Source organism: Petroclostridium xylanilyticum, from assembly GCF_002252565.1.
Lineage (GTDB): Bacteria > Bacillota > Clostridia > SK-Y3 > SK-Y3 > Petroclostridium > Petroclostridium xylanilyticum.
In genome coordinates, this window is sequence record NZ_NPML01000029.1 from 218566 (window position 1) to 234929 (window position 16364).

Sequence of the window (16364 nt, forward strand, 5' to 3'; positions counted from 1 at the left end):
ATGAATAAAGTGTATAAGGTGCTGGAAACGGCGTTTATCACCTTTTTGAAAACTATATGCAATATTGTAGGAGGAAAACTGCATGAGAAATAAAACTAAATTCTTATCAGTTATACTGTCAGTGTTTCTACTGGCAGGAACTTTGGTTCCAAATGCGGTGGTATTGGCAGTTGAACAGACCAACTATGTGGTAAATGGAGACTTTGAAACTGATAGCGATTCAAATTGGAAACCGGACAACTGGATGGTATCGTCTGGCATTGAACCGCATACATGGCTGAGCGGTTCGGAAAACAAGGTATTGAGCATAAAGTCTACAGGTGTCGAAAACAGAGGGACCGTAACACAAGCTGTGTATGGCACAGACGGCGACAGACTGCCTGACGGTATATACACGCTGGAAGCGAAGATACAGGGGGATATAAGTGGAATCGAATCATTGAAATTGTTTGTGACTGATACGGATGAATCGGACGAAACCAGTGAAGAATGTAAAGATCAAATAAACTCCAGTGAATTTACTACTTTGAAACTTGAAAATGTCAAAGTAACTGCGGGAAGATGCACAATCGGCATAGCAGTAGAACTTAACAATAGTTTGGCTGAATGGGCGTGGATACTGGATATAGACGACATTTCGTTTTATAAGACAAGAAATATCGGTGAACAATTGCCGGTTGTCCAATCGGTGGAAAATCCAGAACCTATAAGCACGGTGGTGAACGAGGTGCCAAAACTTCCGAAAACCGTAAAAGCATATTTGTCCAATGGTACTACTATAGATGCCGATGTGAACTGGATTTTGCCAAATCCGAATTTGTACACAGGAGAAGGTACGATAGGAACGAGCTTTACGGTAAACGGAACCATAAGAGACAAGGTCGCCGAAACGGATATTCCTGTTGAAATTAATGTTACTGTCACATACAAGACGTTTGACCTAAATGGCGACGGGAGAGTTGATGTTGGAGACCTTGCAATAGCGGCGTACTATTATGGGACAGATTCAAATAATGATAACTGGCATAACATAGAAACTTATGATATCAACGGAGACGGAAAGATTGATCTAACAGAGCTTCAATTGATTGCTATTAAGATTGCAAACAACTAAAAAAACAAAAAAGAATGTTATCCAAATACTCAAGCCACAAGAGCCTGTAAACTTGTGTCTTAGGTCAGTAGGGCACAACTTCCTCCGCTTAGAAATGCCCCCTGAACCCAGCCGCAAGTTAACAGGCTCTAGGACTTTTCGAAGTTTTTTACGTAATATATCGATAACCAGCATTAATGGTTAAAAATAAATTAATGCAGTTATCGATGAAATTAAGCGACTTTAAAACAAACAGTATTTAGTTTTAAAGTTGGTTAATTATAAAAAATAAATACGCAAAAAATTATTAAAAAGTATTGACAATTATTTGGTAGGTAATTATAATAAAATTGTAATCATTACAAAAATGGAAATAATACATTTGCTTTAATAACAAATCTTTGCAAGAATGGAGATATTTTACCAATATGATTAAAAATATTAGTGAGTATCTAATTGACCACAATATAAAGCCATCTTATCCCAGAATTAAGATATATGAGTATCTGGTAACAAAAAAAAACCATCCAACGGTGGATGAAATATATAGTGAACTGGTAAAAGAATTACCCACATTATCAAAGACAACAGTATATAATACTTTGGACCTTTTAATAGACGCCAATATTGCAAGGGTTGTTACAATTGAAGAAAATGAGACAAGATATGATGCCGATATATCTGACCATGGGCATTTTAAATGCGAGAAATGCGGTCATGTTTTTGATTTTCAGATTCATGTAGAAAGCATTGAAACAAAGAATTTAGATGGTTTTAAAATAAACGAGAAAAATGTGTATTATAAAGGCATTTGTCCAAAATGTCTTTTAAATAAAAATTGAGGAGGTATATCAATGAAATCATTAAAAGGTACAAAAACTGCTGAAAACTTGATGAAAGCCTTTGCCGGCGAGTCACAGGCAAGAAACCGATATACATATTACGCATCGGTAGCCAAGAAGGAAGGGTATATACAAATTTCCAACTTGTTTACCGAAACGGCTGAAAATGAAAAGGAACATGCAAAAAGATTTTTCAAATTCCTGAATGAAAGCCTAAATGGCGAAATGGTTGAAATCAATGCCTGCTATCCTGTTGCTCTTGGTGATACCAAAGCCAACCTGCTTGCAGCAGCTAATGGTGAAAATGAAGAATGGTCAGACCTTTATCCTGAATTTGCCAAAGTTGCCGATGAAGAAGGATTTCCTGCCGTAGCAGTAGTGTTCAGAAAAATTGCTGAAGTAGAAAAACACCATGAAACCCGTTACAGAAAATTACTTGAAAACTTGGAAAAAGAGACGGTCTTTAAGAAAGATACTGCTGTCCGCTGGAAGTGCAATAACTGCGGATATATCCATGAAGGCGGCAGTGCCCCTGAAACATGTCCGGCATGCGCACATCCTCAAGGATACTTTGAAGTTTTTGTGGAAACTTATTAATAAGATTCAGCAAGAAAAGCTGCAGATAATATGAGATGTATTATCTGCAGCTTTTCTTATTAATAAGGAAATAGCTCGGAGTTCGAGGTTCGGAGTTTATAATTTAAGGATGTCGAATTTAAGTGGGCAAATAGCTTTATTTTTATGTACGTTTGAGGAAAAGCAATCAAAAGATTACACCGAAGGCAATACAAGTTGCTAACGAAAGAATTGAGCAAATTAAGCATTTATTAGATCAGATATTAGATAAAATATTGAAAGGGGAATTAGCGTGGATAAGAATGAAGTATTCAAGGATGCTTGGAGTTTGATAGACGAATTAGCAGTGGTGAATATAATCCTACAGTTGAGCAACTGTGGTCAAGAATTTGGGACTCTTAATATCAATGCGACCGCAGAGGAAATTATGTGAATTGCCGCTGCTTATAGAAGCGGTGGTCTTTTTACGGGAAAATAGATAAAGACAATGTTCTACTCTTTTGCAAAGGAATAGCACAGTTTAATAAAATCCTTTACTGCCTCAGTAAGATACTTGTTTTTATGATAAATTATGCTGAATTTTCTAATGAAACGGATACCGTCAATGGCAACTTCCGACATTTCTCCATTTTGAACCTCTTTTTCAACAAGCCTCTTTGAAATAACAGTTACACCAATACCAGAAGCAACAGCGCTTTTTATGCCTTCTGAGCCGTTACATTCCCATAAAAGCTGCCATTTTATATCCATTGATGCAAGCATACTTTCAAAAAGCTCTCTTGTGCCGCTTCCTTTCTCCCTTACAATAAACTTTAGCTTTGAAAGTTCAAAGGGTGTAATGCTTTTAGCATTATATAATGAGTGGCTTTTGCCGCAGACAAGCACTAACTCATCGTCCATAAATGCAGTGGAAACAATGTCTGGTGTGTGGACAACACCTTCAACCACTCCAAAATCAATGACGTTTTTGATTATCAAAGCTTCTATTTCCTTTGTGTTTTTTATTGTAGCTTCTATCTGCATTGATGGGTGAGTTCTTGCAAACTCACTCACAAGCTGTGGTAAAAGAACGCTTCCGACAGTAACACTTGCACCCACTTTAAGTATGCCGTTTTTCTTAGTATTTTTCATAGCCTGTTCCATTTCGTCAAATAAAGCGGTGATATGACGTGCATATCCTAAAAGCTGCTTACCGGCTTCGGTTATATACAGCCGCCGTGAAAGGCGGTCAAAAAGCTTAACATCGTAGTAGCTTTCAAGCTCTGAAACCGCTTGACTTACAGTCGGCTGTGCAATATACAAGCTTTCAGCCGCCTTAGTCATACTGCTTAAATCGGCAACTGTAATAAATATTTTTAAATGCCTCAAGGTCATAATACATCAACTCCAATGCATAGTCAAATACCTATAATATATATTGTATTATAGTATTTTACAAAACAAAATACAAGAAGTAAAATAGTAAAATGTAAATAGACAAATTTAGGAGATGATATTTTTATGACACAGCTTAAAAAAATATTGCCCGGCATTTTACTCTGCCTTGCTATCGCGGTTCCGGCGTGGTTTTTGGGCAAGGTTTTTCCAATAGTTGGCGGCCCTGTTTTCGGAATACTTTTTGGAATGATTATTGCACTTATAAGAAAACCAAAATTCTTTGATGACGGTGTAAAGTACACCTCAAAAAAGCTGCTGCAATATTCCATTATATTGCTGGGCTTTGAAATGAACCTGTTTAATGTAATCAAGGTTGGCGGTCAGTCACTTTTTGTTATGCTGTTTACCTTGTCGGCTTCTTTTTTGACCGCATTTTTTGTAGGCCGTGCCTTAAAGCTCAAGGGCAAAATGGTAACCCTAATTGGCGTTGGTACATCTATCTGCGGTGGCTCGGCAATTGCAGCAACAGCTCCTGTTATACAAGCTGAAGACGAGGACGTAGCACACTCTATTTCAACAATATTTCTCTTTAATATTGTAGCCGTATTTATCTTTCCAGCACTCGGACATCTTCTCGGTATGAGCGATATGGGCTTTGGTATGTGGGCAGGCACAGCCATAAATGACACTTCATCGGTTGTCGCAGCAGGAACTGCTTGGAGCAGTTCGGCAGGCAACGATATTGCACTGAATTTTGCAACAATAGTTAAGCTTACACGCACACTTATGATTGTTCCTATAACCTTTGTACTTGCTATATACACATCAAGGGAAAGTGCAAAGTCGGCAAATGGCAGTACCTTTAATTTTGCAAAGGTTTTTCCGTGGTTTGTTTTAGGCTTTGTAGCAGCGGCAGTTATCAATACCTTTACAAATATTCCGGAAGAGGTTTCGCACGGATTAGTTACAGCAGGAAAATTTGTAATAGTTATGGCTATGGCGGCAATCGGGTTTAATACACACCTTAAAAAGCTTGTTACAAACGGCTTTAAACCCATATTCTTAGGGCTTTGCTGCTGGTTTGCTGTTGCAGAAGTTTCGCTAATAGTTCAAACAGTAATGAAAATGTGGTAATTAAATCAATGTACAATTGATAATGAACATTATGGTGTGGCTATCGCCATGAAAATTCCAAAACGATTTCAAGCTAAACAGCATTAACACCTTTGTAAGTACTGATGACGGAAGCTATGGTGCAAAGGGCTATGCAACCGATATTTTAGATGTGGCAAACTGCATTTTAAAGCGGTTGCAAAGAATGTCAAATTCAAATGGGCAAAAAACTATGATGACTTTTTGGAAAAAATCGGGGAGAATTAGAGAATTAGAAAAACATATTGTCTTATCCAGCATTGTATGATAAAATTTTTATAGTTCAGACGCAGGTAGTATTTAGGAATTATGTTGTGAATGATAGATAAAAGTGTGTTAATATAATGTGATTTCGGGGTAAGATAATAGTAAAATCAAAAAAGAAGTAAGAAGTCTTACTTCTTTTTTAATTGAGTATAGGAGGTAGAGTGACATGACCATGTCGTGGAGAGGATTTAGATATCAGACCGGAGAAGTGAAGGAAATAGCCCAAAAGCTTAAAGAAAACGGATTGGTGGAAGCGGATGCAGATACGGATGAAGAGTTGGACGAATTAATAAAAGACCTTGAAAAGGAAGGGATTTACAGGGTTGAGGGATTACCCTATGACCATTCTGCCCGGGATCAGGTAGAAGAACCGGAATTTTATGCAAGAATAGGATTTTATACAAAACCTGTAAAAGTAGATGAGATTGATAAGGATAAGATATTATACATTGATTTTTTTAGAATTGAAGAGCAGGAAGAAAGCTACGATGAAATATTCTGGGGCTGAGCATGAGGAATATCTATGTTTAACGAATTTATTAATAATGCATCAAGTATAATAAATGAGGAGCAGATTATTAATCCATCCCAATATTCGCCGCTGGTGCTGGCATATATCGGAGATGCTGTGTATGAACTATATATTCGTACCATGCTTGTAAAAAAAGGAAATGCTCCGGTTCACAGGCTGCATAAGCAGGCAACTCTTTTTGTAAAAGCGAAAGCACAAAGTGATATTATCCATAAAATTGAAACAGCGCTTACAGAAGAGGAACTTTTAATTTTTAAGAGAGGAAGAAATGCAAAGTCAGGTACGGTTCCCAAAAATGCAGATGTCAATGAATACCGTCATGCAACTGGCTTTGAAGCTTTACTGGGTTATCTCTATTTAGCAAAGAATAATCAAAGACTTAAAGAACTATTGGATTTGGCGGTAAAAGATACAGGAAAAGACGGGTGCATTTAGTTTAGTTGATGAATATTATGGAAAGGACGTTGTGGAAAGGCTTAGAGCCTGTTAAATAATATTCATCAACTAAAAAGTATACACCTGCAAAGATTGAAATTTACATGATGGGAGAAGGATATATGTCCCGATTCAATTTGAGAAAGCTTTTAGGCGATTGGCAAAGTTATTTACTAATCATTGTTGGTTCTGTTATAACTGCAATATCCATCAATATGTTTCTTGTTCCCAATAAGATTGCCCCGGGGGGAGTAAGTGGTATTGCTACAGTTCTTTACTACTTATTTGGGTTTCCTGTGGGTACTACCATGCTTGTCCTGAATATTCCTCTCTTTATTTTAGGAATAAGGCACTTAGGAGGGGTTTTCGGTGTTAAAACTCTCTTTAGCACGGTTGTCCTTTCCGTTGTTGTGGATTTAACAACTTTTTTGCCTGTTTTAACTAGAGAACCATTGCTTGCTTCCATATATGGAGGTATAATAATGGGGGCAGGATTGGGTTTGGTATTCCGTTCCGGGGCTACGACCGGAGGGACCGATCTTGCAGCTAAAATTATTCACAAGTTTATACCGTTTTTAACCCTGGGACAGCTTTTATTAGCTGTTGATTTTACAGTGATCGTTTTTGCAGCTGTTGTATTTAAAGATTACGACCTTGCATTATATGCGATTGTTACCTTATTTGTTTCTTCGCAGGTAATTGATGGGCTTTTGGAAGGAGTCAATTTTGCAAAAGCGGTATTTATTATTTCTAACAAATCAAAATTTATAGCCGAAAGAATCATGAAAGACCTGGACCGGGGTGTGACAGGATTGGATGGCACCGGTATGTATACCGGCCAGGATAAAACGGTTTTGATGTGCGTATTAAGAAGACCAGAAATTCCAGTTTTAAAATCTATTGTCAGAGAAATTGATAAAAATGCTTTTATCATCCTTACTGATGTCAGGGAAGTATTGGGTGAGGGCTTTAAAACATATGAATAAATGAAAGGAGCAAGATGTATGGACAAGGAAAAAATAAGGCAGCTATCCATTACTGCTACAAAGATTAGAAAACATGCGATTGAAGCGGTATACAGTGCAGGTTCAGGCCATCCCGGCGGTTCACTTTCCATCGCAGACATTTTAGCAGTATTATACTTTGATGTAATGAATGTGGATCCTAAGAATCCAAAATGGGAGGACAGAGATAGATTTGTACTGTCCAAAGGCCACTGTACCCCTGCACTCTATGGAGCACTGGCAGAAAGAGGTTTTTTCTCCACTGACGAGATTAAAAACTTCCGCCACATTGACAGCTTCCTTCAAGGACATCCCGATATGAAAGGCGTACCGGGAGTGGACATGTCCACCGGTTCTCTAGGCCAGGGAATCTCTGCAGCAAACGGTATGGCATTAGCTGGAAAGTTGGATAACAAAAACTACAGGGTATATGCAATACTAGGAGATGGAGAACTCCAGGAAGGGCAGGTATGGGAGGCAGCCATGTTTGCACCCCATTATAAATTGGATAACCTGACCGCTTTTGTAGACTTTAATGGCCTGCAGATAGACGGAGATATCTCTAAAGTCATGTCTCCCCTTCCAATCGATGAAAAATTCAGAGCCTTTGGCTGGCATGTCATCGTCATCGATGCCCACGACTATGAACAAATAGAAAATGCAGTGAGTGAAGCAAAAAACACAAAAGGTAAACCTACCATGGTTATCGCAAAAAGCATTAAAGGTAAAGGTGTATCCTATATGGAAAATGAAGCAGGCTGGCATGGAAATGCACCCAAAAAAGACCAGTATGAACAGGCCATAAAAGAGCTGGATGCACTTTTATCAAAATTGGAGGTGGAATAAATGGCAGAAAAGATAGCAACAAGAGAAGCCTATGGGAATGCACTGGCTGAATTTGGAGAAAAATATGACATCGTCGTATTGGATGCAGACCTATCCAAATCAACCAAAACTGAAACCTTTAAAAAGAAGTTTCCCGAAAGATTTATCAACATGGGGATTGCAGAAGGAAACATGATGTCCACAGCAGCAGGAATTGCAAGCTGCGGTAAGGTAGTATTTGCAAGCTCCTTTGCCATGTTTGCAGCAGGAAGGGCCTTTGAACAGGTAAGAAACTCCATAGGCTATCCAAACTTAAATGTAAAAATAGGGGCAACCCATGCAGGAATTTCAGTAGGAGAAGACGGGGCATCCCACCAGTGCTTAGAAGATATAGGCATCATGAGGACCATTCCCAATATGGTGGTAATAAACCCTGCCGATGCCGTAGAAGCAAGGGCAGCCGTAGAAGCAGCAATAAAACACTATGGTCCTGTATACTTAAGGTTTGGAAGACTGGCGGTACCTGTGATATTTGACCAGTCTACATACAAGTTTGAGTTAGGAAAAGGTGTACAGTTGGAAGAAGGAAAAGATGTCACCATCATCGCAACAGGACTGATGGTACCCGAAGCCTTAGAAGCAAGAAAAATACTGGATGAAGAGGGGATAAGTGCCAGGGTTGTCAACATACATACGATAAAACCAATTGATGCAGACATCATTGTAAAAGCAGCAAGAGAAACCGGAGCAATCGTTACTGCAGAAGAGCACAACATTATAGGAGGCCTTGGCAGTGCAGTAGCAGAAGTACTCTCCGAAAAATATCCTGTACCATTAAAAAGGGTAGGAGTGGAAGATAAGTTCGGAAGGTCGGGAAAACCGGAGCCGCTGCTTGAAATGTACGGACTTACTGCTAAAAATATTGTAAGCAAAGTGAAAGAAGTTATAAAAATGAAGTAAATTAAAAAGGCGAAACGCTGGTCAATTTTTGATTAGCGTTTTATTTTTGCCTAAGAAAAAGTATATTTACAGAGTACGGTTACATCATAAAAAAACTCTAGACGTTTTTCAAAACTGGACATAAATAAAGAGTCAATTAAAATTTTAATTGACTCTTTATTTATGTTTTATAGTCCCGTTGTATTAAAAAGATTTGTTTTTTTGTAATCAAAGGTAATGAGATACCTGTTTTTATTTCCACTTCGGATTATCTACAATTTCTACCTTACCATCTTTTTCAACAATCAGCTTTCTATATCCTTTAGTTTCAATTGTTCCATAGTCATGACCTGCATCAGCCCTGAATACGAAGAAGGTAACCAAAGGTTCATTGCCTGCATTGATGCTTCTATGGGCGTATCTTGGAGGAACATATACGGCTTTTCCATGGGTCAGTTCTTGTACATCCCAGTTCCCTTCAGGATTTTCCATTAACATATAACCTTTTCCGCTCAAGCAGTAGTACACTTCGGCAGTATCCAATATAGTGTGGAAATGTCCTTTTGTCATAAAATATTCATTGCCAACCTTGCCGGGATAGGTGATACTGGTACCAAACAATAATTCTCCAGGTGTTTCAGGGAGACCCAATTCATAAAATTCATAAACAAGAGGATCACCGTTTTTTAGCATTCTTTCTAGTGCAGCTTCGTCTGCAAACATACCCTTCATATTAGAAAGGTATCTCTTTGTAGAACTTCTTTCATTAGACATGCCATTTTTCAAATCAAAATACATTGTAAACGGTTTAATAGTCATTTCTTTACTCATTATAAGCACCTCACATTTTTATTTTAAGTTTTATCCACCTACCTCATTTCATTTGCAATTTTTTCACATTTATCAAATAATTCACCTTTAATATCAATATGGAATACTTCCGAAATCACCTGTGTCCAACCGTGAATGAAATAAATCCAACCGTCTTCTACATGGAGATTTTTGGCATCTTTTTGTCTTAATGCCTGGTGCATAAAGTCAAGTTCACCTCTGTAATTAAGTTCCCATACTAAACTATCTTTTGGAAAATCACAATCGTCGCATAGGGGAGACCCGGGTCTGTCTTTGCCTAACCCGGTAGCATTGATGACTAAAGAATGAGGCTTTAATCTTTTAAGTATTTCATCATTCTGTACTTCTTCCGGTGCGAGATAAAATTCTGCTGGCACATCGGGGTTGATTTCTTTTACAATTCTTTTAATTTCATCTAATCTTGGTTTGCTTCTATTGGTAACAATTAATTTAGATGGGATATTGTCGCCTTTGTTTTTATTAAGCAGGTAGGAACTTATAGCAATAGCACTTCCGCCTGCGCCCATGATGAATACTTCGCCACCATTATCTTTCCAGTAATTCTTTGGAATAAACGCTTCCATAGCGAGACCACTGGAAATAGGATCTTTAGCATAGCCTTCAAGTCTTCCGTCTTTTTTAGAGATGGAGGACAGTTCCCCAAACATTGTCGCATAAGGATCAAGATATTCAAACATGTCTTTTGCAGCATTATAGAGGTCGATTTTGTGGGTAGTAACCAGTGCACCCAGAGATAATTCATCATTCTTGATAAATTCAACTACCTCTCTGTATACCTCCGGTTTTGCATGGATTTCAATATCAATCCCCTTAATAACTGCATTTTTTAATCCCAAGGCTTCTGACCATAGAGGGAAAAGCTTCATAATAGAGGATTTGGTTGTTGTTACACCTATAAAATACATGGTGGGTTGAGTTGCTTTTGCTGGTAAATTCATACTTATTCTCCTTTCAAATTTTGTTTTTGTTGCTTATAAATGCCCTTGCGGGATTGTAAACAGTAAATTTTTTAATGATCTCATCGGATAGCCCGAATTTCTTAAGCAGCGGTATAAAACTTGAAGAGATATAGTCAAGCCCAAGGGAACCACCGTAGCTTTTCATTCGTTCACGGGTTGTATCCAGGCCTATAAGTATCCTGTCTTCATAGCCACGTTCAACCATTTTTACAATAAACTTGGCTTCGGCTTCATCGGAATGATATTTTAATCTCCCGATGGTATCAAATTCCATATAAACACCTGTTTCTGCTACCTGCAGGTGATAGTTTATATCATCTATCTTTCTATCAAGATGACATATAATCAGTGAATCGACGGAAATTCCATAATCCGTAAATAGTTGAATCTGTTCTAATGCTGCTTTTCCCATCTCAGTATGACTCAAAATGGGTGCACCTGTCTCTTTACAAGCTTCGGCGGCAGCTTCGAATAATCTATGATACTTTCCATTTATGCCGTCAATATCTGAAGCTGTTTTAATGACGCCGGGTTTAGCAGCAATTCGCCGGGTAGGGAGATTACTGTCACCATCTATATACATGCCATCTTCAAATTCACTAATAAACAAACGGGCAAGTTCCGATTCATTCATTGAGTGAATCCAGTGGTCAGCAGGGTAGAAAATGAGTTTATGGAAACCTGTAGAAGCAATAATATTGATACCGGTGTTAACAGAAGCTTGAACCAGGTATTGTGCAATTCTTCCACATCCTACAGGCTGGGCATCTATAATACTTGCACCACCTGATTTTTTAAAAAGGCGAAGTTCAGCAACGGTTTTATCAAAATTATCCAGTTTTAAAGCAGGATTTAACTTGGCAGATTGCCCCTCGGCCAGAAAGAGATGTTCGTGGCTGTGGCAAAATCCTAGATCGCTATTTGAAATGGGGCCATTGACTGTCATAATGCAATTAGCAGGCATTTTATGCATTGTTTTTCCCTACTTTCTATTCAAGCATATCCAATAGATTTTGTGTTGACACTATTACCATTTTTTCAACTGCTTCATGGGTAAAAGCACCAATGTGAGATGTTAAGATAAAATTATCAAGCTTTAATAGTTTTTCATCTTTGGAAGGGGGTTCAATGGAGAACACATCTTGTGCCGCCCCTGCAATTTTTTTACTAATAAGAGCATCGTATAACGCTTCCTCATCTACAAGTTCTCCTCGAGATGTATTGATGAGCAGTGCTGTAGATTTCATAAGCTCCAGTGCATGTTTATTGATAATTCTTCTTGTTTCGGGAGTAGCAGGCACGTGCAGAGAAATAACATCAGATTCTTTAAAAAGATCATCTAAATTAATACATCTATGAATATTGTATTTTGATGCAAAGGCTTCATCGGTAAAGTATGGGTCATAGATGGAAACTTCCATTTCGAGTCCTCTTGCCCTTTTTGCTACTTCTCTGCCTATCTGTCCACCACCAATCAGACCAAGTTTTTTACCGGTGAGTTCAAAACCTATCACCCGGTCCCAGCCGCCTGTCTTGATGCCTGATGCGATAGAAGGGATATTTCGCGCAATAGAAAACATTAAGGCAATGGTGTGCTCAGCGACAGAGATATTGTTAGTACCTACCGCATTTTTTACCTTTATTCCTAATTCTTTCGCCCTATTAAGGTCGATATTGTCCATACCTACGCCATATTTTGAGATTGCGCGAAGGTCTTTACATTGTTCTAGTACTGAAGCAGGCAAAGGATCAATACCTATGATAATACCGACCACATCTTTTTTTGCATAACTAACAATCTCCTGTTCTGACATGGTGCGACCTAATGTGTTTTCGATAATATCATACCCTTTTTGTGCTAGGAGAGGGTATGCTTTATCTTTATAGGTTTTAAAGGATTTAGGAGTTATTAAAATTTTTTTTGCCATATTGACACCCCTTTGTTTAATAATTTATTTGTTATATTTTAAATAGTTACATTTCACTAATCGCCAAAATAATAAATGTAACTATATTGTCAGTATGTAATTATGTCATTACATTTAGATGAAAAAAAGATTATATATCTTTTCTTTTTAGTTCAAAAGTAAATTTATTTCTATCACCTCTATATTTTGCTAGAGAGTATTCAATAGGTGTACCATCTGCTAGGTAAGTTATACTTTCAAAAAATTGTATAGGAGCTCCTTTTTCTATTTGAAGCAATTTAGCCTCATATTCACCTGCCAATACTGATTCCAGGGTCCTGGTTGCGCTAGCAAGGGTAAGACCATATTCGTTTTCTAAAATTTTGTATAGTGACTCGTTTTCTAAGTTTTTTGTAATGATGCCAGGGCATTTCTCATAGGGCAGATAAGTCACCACCACGACAATAGGTTCATCATTTGCAAATCGTAACCGCCTTAGCTGGACAACATCACTTTCTATGGGTAAATTGAGGGCTTCACTAACTTTTTCATCGCTTTTGATTACTTTAAGACTTAATATCTTGGTTGAAGGAGTTAGCCCTTTTTTCTGCATCTCATTATTAAAACTATCTAAAATTTGGAGAAAGTCTTGCTTGATTTTGGGTTTTGATATAAATGTTCCTTTTCCTTTAACACGATATAGATAACCCTCTACAACCAGTTCATTGATTGCCTGTCGAACAGTAGGTCTGCTTATATTAAAATGTGAACTGAGCTCGACTTCAGTCGGAATAGGCTGATCGATATCAGTATGGTGTTTTGTTATATATTCTAACAGTATCTCTTTTAGTTGATAATACAAGGGGATAGGAATATCTTTATTTAAAGTTTTACTTTGAAAAAGTGACATCAAATACTCTCCTTAAAAGTATAAGTGTAATATATGTAAACATATAAGCATGTAAATATGTAATTACATATTGTATAATTTGATTATAAGTGATATAATTATAAATGTCTAGAAAAGTAAATTGGCGTAAATAAGAGCAAATTTAAAAATCTATTATTAATAAAAAGATAAATTGGTTAAATAAGAATTTTTAAAAATTTGCTTATAGTATTAAAGTAAGGGGAAGTGACTTGAGAAGAAAAAGATTCGTACTTATACATGCAAATCATTGTCAGCAGCATTTACATGCAAGCACTAAAAGTATTAAAGGAGAGATGTATAAATGATAATAATGCTGGATACTGCAGATGTACAGGAAATTAAAAAATTTACTAAAATGTATCCTATAGATGGGGTTACCACTAACCCATCGCTTGTTGCTAAACAAAAAAGAAATTTTATTGAATTAATCAAGGAAATAAGGGAAACTATAGGCGATAGAAAAATGTTGCATGTTCAGGCTCTTGGTAAAACTGCGGAAGAGATTGTGGAAGAGGCACAATATTTAAACACAAAAATAGGAGGAACCCTGTATATAAAGATCCCTGTAGTAGAGGAGGGAATAAAAGCTATTATGATTTTAAAAGAAAAAGGAATAAAAACAACCGCTACAGCAGTTTTCACCCCTTTACAGGCACTTATGGCTGCAAAAGCAGGAGCAGAATATATAGCACCTTACGTAAATCGTCTGGATAATATCTCTGCAGATGGCATTAAGGTTGTATCAGAGATTGTCCAAATTTTCAATGTACATGGTGTGGATGCAAAAGTATTAGCCGCCAGCTTTAAAAATGTTGAACAGATACATAAAGCTTGCCTGGCAGGAGCACATTCAATCACGGCCGGTCCTGATATTATGAACCAATTGTTGTATCATCCGTTAACTAATTGGAGTGTAGAACAATTTGTTAAAGACTGGGAAGATCTTTATGGAAAAGGAAAAAGAACTGATAACATTTAAAATGAGGTACAATATTCTTTGATTCTTATCAAAAACATTACAAGGGGAGGGAAGCAGGTAATATGGCTAAATATTTATTGGCCCATGATTTAGGTACTTCTGGTAATAAGGCAACATTATATACCACAGACGGTGATCTGGTTAAGAGTAAAGTATATTCTTATGATACAAATTACTTTAATAATAATTGGGTGGAACAGGAACCCGAGGATTGGTGGAGTGCAGTTTGTTCTACCACCAAAGAGATTCTCAAAGATATAGATAAAAATGATGTAGTAGCTGTATCGTTTAGCGGGCAGATGATGGGGTGTTTATGTGTTGACAAAAATGGCGTCCCTTTAAGGAAGTCTATTATTTGGGCAGACCAGAGAGCAGCAAAAGAGGCAGATTTTATCAGGGACAAAATAAGTGAAGATAAATTTTATAAAATTACCGGTCATCGCATTAGCCCGTCTTATAGCCTTGAAAAGCTTTTATGGGTTAAGAATAATGAACCTGAGATATATCGTAATACCTATAAAATACTTAATTCAAAGGATTATATTATTTTTAAGCTAACCGGTGAATTTGTTACTGATTATTCGGATGCTACCGGGACATGTATTTTGGATTTAAATACACTAAAATGGTCAGAGGAAATTATAAGTATTACCGGGATTGATGGAGATAAGCTTCCTGCTCTTAAAGAGTCGACTTATGTAGTAGGAGGAGTAACGGAAGAATCGGCAAGGCAGACAGGGCTTGCGGCCGGGACCCCGGTTGTATGTGGTGGAGGAGACGGCGTATGTGCCGCAGTAGGTTCTGGATGCATTAAGGAAGGTACGGCTTTTAGCTATGTGGGTTCTTCTTCCTGGATTGCATTAACTACGCAAAAACCTGTTTATGACGATCAAATGCGTACATTTAACTGGGCTCATATTATACCTGGCTATGTTGCTCCTTGTGGAACTATGCAAAGTGCAGGAGGTTCCTATAACTGGCTGAAAAATGAAATCTGTAAAATAGAGACAAAAGAAGCGCAAGAAAAGGGTATAAGTCCCTATCAAATCATTGATGAGGAAATTGCAAAATCCCCGGCAGGAGCGAATGGTTTAATATATCTTCCCTACCTGTTAGGTGAAAGGAGTCCGAGATGGAATCCTAATGCTAGAGGAGCTTTCATAGGACTTAAAATGGAACACAAAAGAAATGATATTTTAAGGTCAGTGCTTGAGGGAGTTGCATTGAATTTAAATATCATATTAGAGGTATTTAAACAGTATGCTGATATAAAAGAAATGATTGTGATCGGTGGAGGAGCAAAGGGCAAGGTATGGCGTCAAATTATGGCAGACGTATATAACCTCAAGATTTTAAAGCCAAATTACCTGGAAGAAGCTACGTCCATGGGTGCAGCAGTTACCGGTGGAGTTGGTGTTGGAGTGTTCAAAGACTTTGAGGTAATTAATAAATTTATAAAAGTAGAAAGTGTCCAGGAACCGATAGAAAGCAATAGTAAAAAATATAAAGAGATTATGCCTATATTTGATGAATGTTATCATTCTTTGGAGAAAGTTTATGAAAGCTTGGCTAAACTATAAAGCAGCTGCCAAGCCGTATTCCTGACCAGTTGTGTAAAATCTTTAATGCGATTTACATAGAAAAATTCTTGAATATTTTTTTGCCGTATGAAA

General features: G+C 37.4%; 18 protein-coding genes. 12 read left to right on the forward strand and 6 right to left on the reverse strand.

The window, feature by feature from the left end; all coding sequences use genetic code 11:
- Positions 1-82 precede the first annotated feature (82 nt).
- From CIB29_RS17495 to CIB29_RS19070, 4 genes are all read left to right on the forward strand, one after another.
- Positions 83-1114 carry a dockerin type I domain-containing protein gene (locus tag CIB29_RS17495; protein WP_094551880.1) on the forward strand — a complete coding sequence of 344 codons (1032 nt, stop codon included), beginning with the start codon at positions 83-85 and terminating at the stop codon, positions 1112-1114.
- 407 nt (positions 1115-1521) lie between these two features.
- Entirely contained in the window at positions 1522-1935 is a 414-nt protein-coding gene (locus CIB29_RS17500; RefSeq protein WP_094551882.1) for a Fur family transcriptional regulator, read from the forward strand.
- Positions 1936-1947: 12 nt separating this feature from the next.
- Complete coding sequence (gene rbr, locus CIB29_RS17505; protein ID WP_094551884.1) at positions 1948-2532, forward strand: rubrerythrin; 585 nt, start codon at positions 1948-1950, stop codon at positions 2530-2532.
- A gap of 152 nt (positions 2533-2684) precedes the next feature.
- Complete coding sequence (locus tag CIB29_RS19070; RefSeq protein WP_198543968.1) at positions 2685-2843, forward strand: hypothetical protein; 159 nt, start codon at positions 2685-2687, stop codon at positions 2841-2843.
- A 160-nt stretch (positions 2844-3003) separates the two neighbouring features.
- Here the strand turns inward: CIB29_RS19070 and CIB29_RS17510 are convergent, their stop codons facing one another.
- Complete coding sequence (locus tag CIB29_RS17510; protein ID WP_094551886.1) at positions 3004-3885, reverse strand: LysR family transcriptional regulator; 882 nt, start codon at positions 3883-3885, stop codon at positions 3004-3006.
- Between the two features lie 126 nt (positions 3886-4011).
- Here CIB29_RS17510 and CIB29_RS17515 point away from each other — a divergent pair, with 126 nt between their 5' ends.
- The 6 genes from CIB29_RS17515 (at position 4012) to CIB29_RS17540 (ending at position 9063) form a co-directional block, all read left to right on the forward strand.
- The gene (locus tag CIB29_RS17515) at positions 4012-5022 is read left to right on the forward strand and encodes a YeiH family protein (RefSeq protein WP_094551888.1); all 1011 of its coding nucleotides are present in this window, start codon (positions 4012-4014) and stop codon (positions 5020-5022) included.
- Between the two features lie 451 nt (positions 5023-5473).
- A complete protein-coding gene (locus tag CIB29_RS17520; RefSeq protein WP_094551890.1) occupies positions 5474-5815 on the forward strand; it encodes a hypothetical protein in 342 nt (113 codons plus the stop codon).
- 15 nt (positions 5816-5830) lie between these two features.
- On the forward strand, positions 5831-6274 hold the full coding sequence (locus CIB29_RS17525; RefSeq protein ID WP_094551892.1) for a Mini-ribonuclease 3: 444 nt from the start codon (positions 5831-5833) through the stop codon (positions 6272-6274).
- 122 nt (positions 6275-6396) lie between these two features.
- The gene (locus CIB29_RS17530) at positions 6397-7260 is read left to right on the forward strand and encodes a YitT family protein (RefSeq protein WP_094551894.1); all 864 of its coding nucleotides are present in this window, start codon (positions 6397-6399) and stop codon (positions 7258-7260) included.
- Between the two features lie 18 nt (positions 7261-7278).
- Positions 7279-8124, forward strand: a complete 846-nt coding sequence (locus tag CIB29_RS17535; RefSeq protein WP_094551896.1) for a transketolase — start codon at positions 7279-7281, stop codon at positions 8122-8124.
- The gene (locus tag CIB29_RS17540) at positions 8125-9063 is read left to right on the forward strand and encodes a transketolase family protein (protein WP_094551898.1); all 939 of its coding nucleotides are present in this window, start codon (positions 8125-8127) and stop codon (positions 9061-9063) included. It begins immediately after the preceding gene.
- A gap of 231 nt (positions 9064-9294) precedes the next feature.
- Here the strand turns inward: CIB29_RS17540 and CIB29_RS17545 are convergent, their stop codons facing one another.
- The 5 genes from CIB29_RS17545 to CIB29_RS17565 all read right to left on the reverse strand — a co-directional run bounded on the left by CIB29_RS17545 (position 9295) and on the right by CIB29_RS17565 (position 13691).
- The gene (locus CIB29_RS17545) at positions 9295-9873 is read right to left on the reverse strand and encodes a glucose-6-phosphate isomerase (RefSeq protein ID WP_094551900.1); all 579 of its coding nucleotides are present in this window, start codon (positions 9871-9873) and stop codon (positions 9295-9297) included.
- 38 nt (positions 9874-9911) lie between these two features.
- Positions 9912-10853 carry a shikimate dehydrogenase family protein gene (locus CIB29_RS17550; RefSeq protein ID WP_094551902.1) on the reverse strand — a complete coding sequence of 314 codons (942 nt, stop codon included), beginning with the start codon at positions 10851-10853 and terminating at the stop codon, positions 9912-9914.
- A 13-nt stretch (positions 10854-10866) separates the two neighbouring features.
- Positions 10867-11847, reverse strand: a complete 981-nt coding sequence (locus tag CIB29_RS17555) for a phosphotriesterase family protein (protein ID WP_094551904.1) — start codon at positions 11845-11847, stop codon at positions 10867-10869.
- Between the two features lie 16 nt (positions 11848-11863).
- Positions 11864-12802, reverse strand: a complete 939-nt coding sequence (locus CIB29_RS17560) for a phosphoglycerate dehydrogenase (protein WP_094551906.1) — start codon at positions 12800-12802, stop codon at positions 11864-11866.
- Between the two features lie 130 nt (positions 12803-12932).
- A complete protein-coding gene (locus CIB29_RS17565; RefSeq protein ID WP_094551908.1) occupies positions 12933-13691 on the reverse strand; it encodes a GntR family transcriptional regulator in 759 nt (252 codons plus the stop codon).
- Positions 13692-14013: 322 nt separating this feature from the next.
- On the opposite strand from CIB29_RS17565, the gene fsa reads away from it, so the two are divergent.
- Positions 14014-14691 (forward strand): fructose-6-phosphate aldolase, encoded by a 678-nt coding sequence (gene fsa, locus CIB29_RS17570; protein ID WP_094551910.1) that lies wholly within the window; start codon positions 14014-14016, stop codon positions 14689-14691.
- Between the two features lie 62 nt (positions 14692-14753).
- Positions 14754-16271 carry a xylulokinase gene (xylB, locus tag CIB29_RS17575; RefSeq protein ID WP_094551912.1) on the forward strand — a complete coding sequence of 506 codons (1518 nt, stop codon included), beginning with the start codon at positions 14754-14756 and terminating at the stop codon, positions 16269-16271.
- The last annotated feature ends 93 nt before the right edge of the window (positions 16272-16364 follow it).

What these genes read in the sequence shown, in the direction of transcription:
- CIB29_RS17495 (WP_094551880.1), top strand. Translation starts at nt 83, where the DNA reads ATGAGAAATAAAACTAAATTCTTATCAGTTATACTGTCAGTGTTTCTA.
- CIB29_RS17500 (WP_094551882.1), top strand. Translation starts at nt 1,522, where the DNA reads ATGATTAAAAATATTAGTGAGTATCTAATTGACCACAATATAAAGCCA.
- rbr (WP_094551884.1), top strand. Translation starts at nt 1,948, where the DNA reads ATGAAATCATTAAAAGGTACAAAAACTGCTGAAAACTTGATGAAAGCC.
- CIB29_RS17510 (WP_094551886.1), bottom strand. Translation starts at nt 3,885, where the DNA reads ATGACCTTGAGGCATTTAAAAATATTTATTACAGTTGCCGATTTAAGC.
- CIB29_RS17515 (WP_094551888.1), top strand. Translation starts at nt 4,012, where the DNA reads ATGACACAGCTTAAAAAAATATTGCCCGGCATTTTACTCTGCCTTGCT.
- CIB29_RS17520 (WP_094551890.1), top strand. Translation starts at nt 5,474, where the DNA reads ATGACCATGTCGTGGAGAGGATTTAGATATCAGACCGGAGAAGTGAAG.
- CIB29_RS17525 (WP_094551892.1), top strand. Translation starts at nt 5,831, where the DNA reads ATGTTTAACGAATTTATTAATAATGCATCAAGTATAATAAATGAGGAG.
- CIB29_RS17530 (WP_094551894.1), top strand. Translation starts at nt 6,397, where the DNA reads ATGTCCCGATTCAATTTGAGAAAGCTTTTAGGCGATTGGCAAAGTTAT.
- CIB29_RS17535 (WP_094551896.1), top strand. Translation starts at nt 7,279, where the DNA reads ATGGACAAGGAAAAAATAAGGCAGCTATCCATTACTGCTACAAAGATT.
- CIB29_RS17540 (WP_094551898.1), top strand. Translation starts at nt 8,125, where the DNA reads ATGGCAGAAAAGATAGCAACAAGAGAAGCCTATGGGAATGCACTGGCT.
- CIB29_RS17545 (WP_094551900.1), bottom strand. Translation starts at nt 9,873, where the DNA reads ATGAGTAAAGAAATGACTATTAAACCGTTTACAATGTATTTTGATTTG.
- CIB29_RS17550 (WP_094551902.1), bottom strand. Translation starts at nt 10,853, where the DNA reads ATGAATTTACCAGCAAAAGCAACTCAACCCACCATGTATTTTATAGGT.
- CIB29_RS17555 (WP_094551904.1), bottom strand. Translation starts at nt 11,847, where the DNA reads ATGCATAAAATGCCTGCTAATTGCATTATGACAGTCAATGGCCCCATT.
- CIB29_RS17560 (WP_094551906.1), bottom strand. Translation starts at nt 12,802, where the DNA reads ATGGCAAAAAAAATTTTAATAACTCCTAAATCCTTTAAAACCTATAAA.
- CIB29_RS17565 (WP_094551908.1), bottom strand. Translation starts at nt 13,691, where the DNA reads ATGTCACTTTTTCAAAGTAAAACTTTAAATAAAGATATTCCTATCCCC.
- fsa (WP_094551910.1), top strand. Translation starts at nt 14,014, where the DNA reads ATGATAATAATGCTGGATACTGCAGATGTACAGGAAATTAAAAAATTT.
- xylB (WP_094551912.1), top strand. Translation starts at nt 14,754, where the DNA reads ATGGCTAAATATTTATTGGCCCATGATTTAGGTACTTCTGGTAATAAG.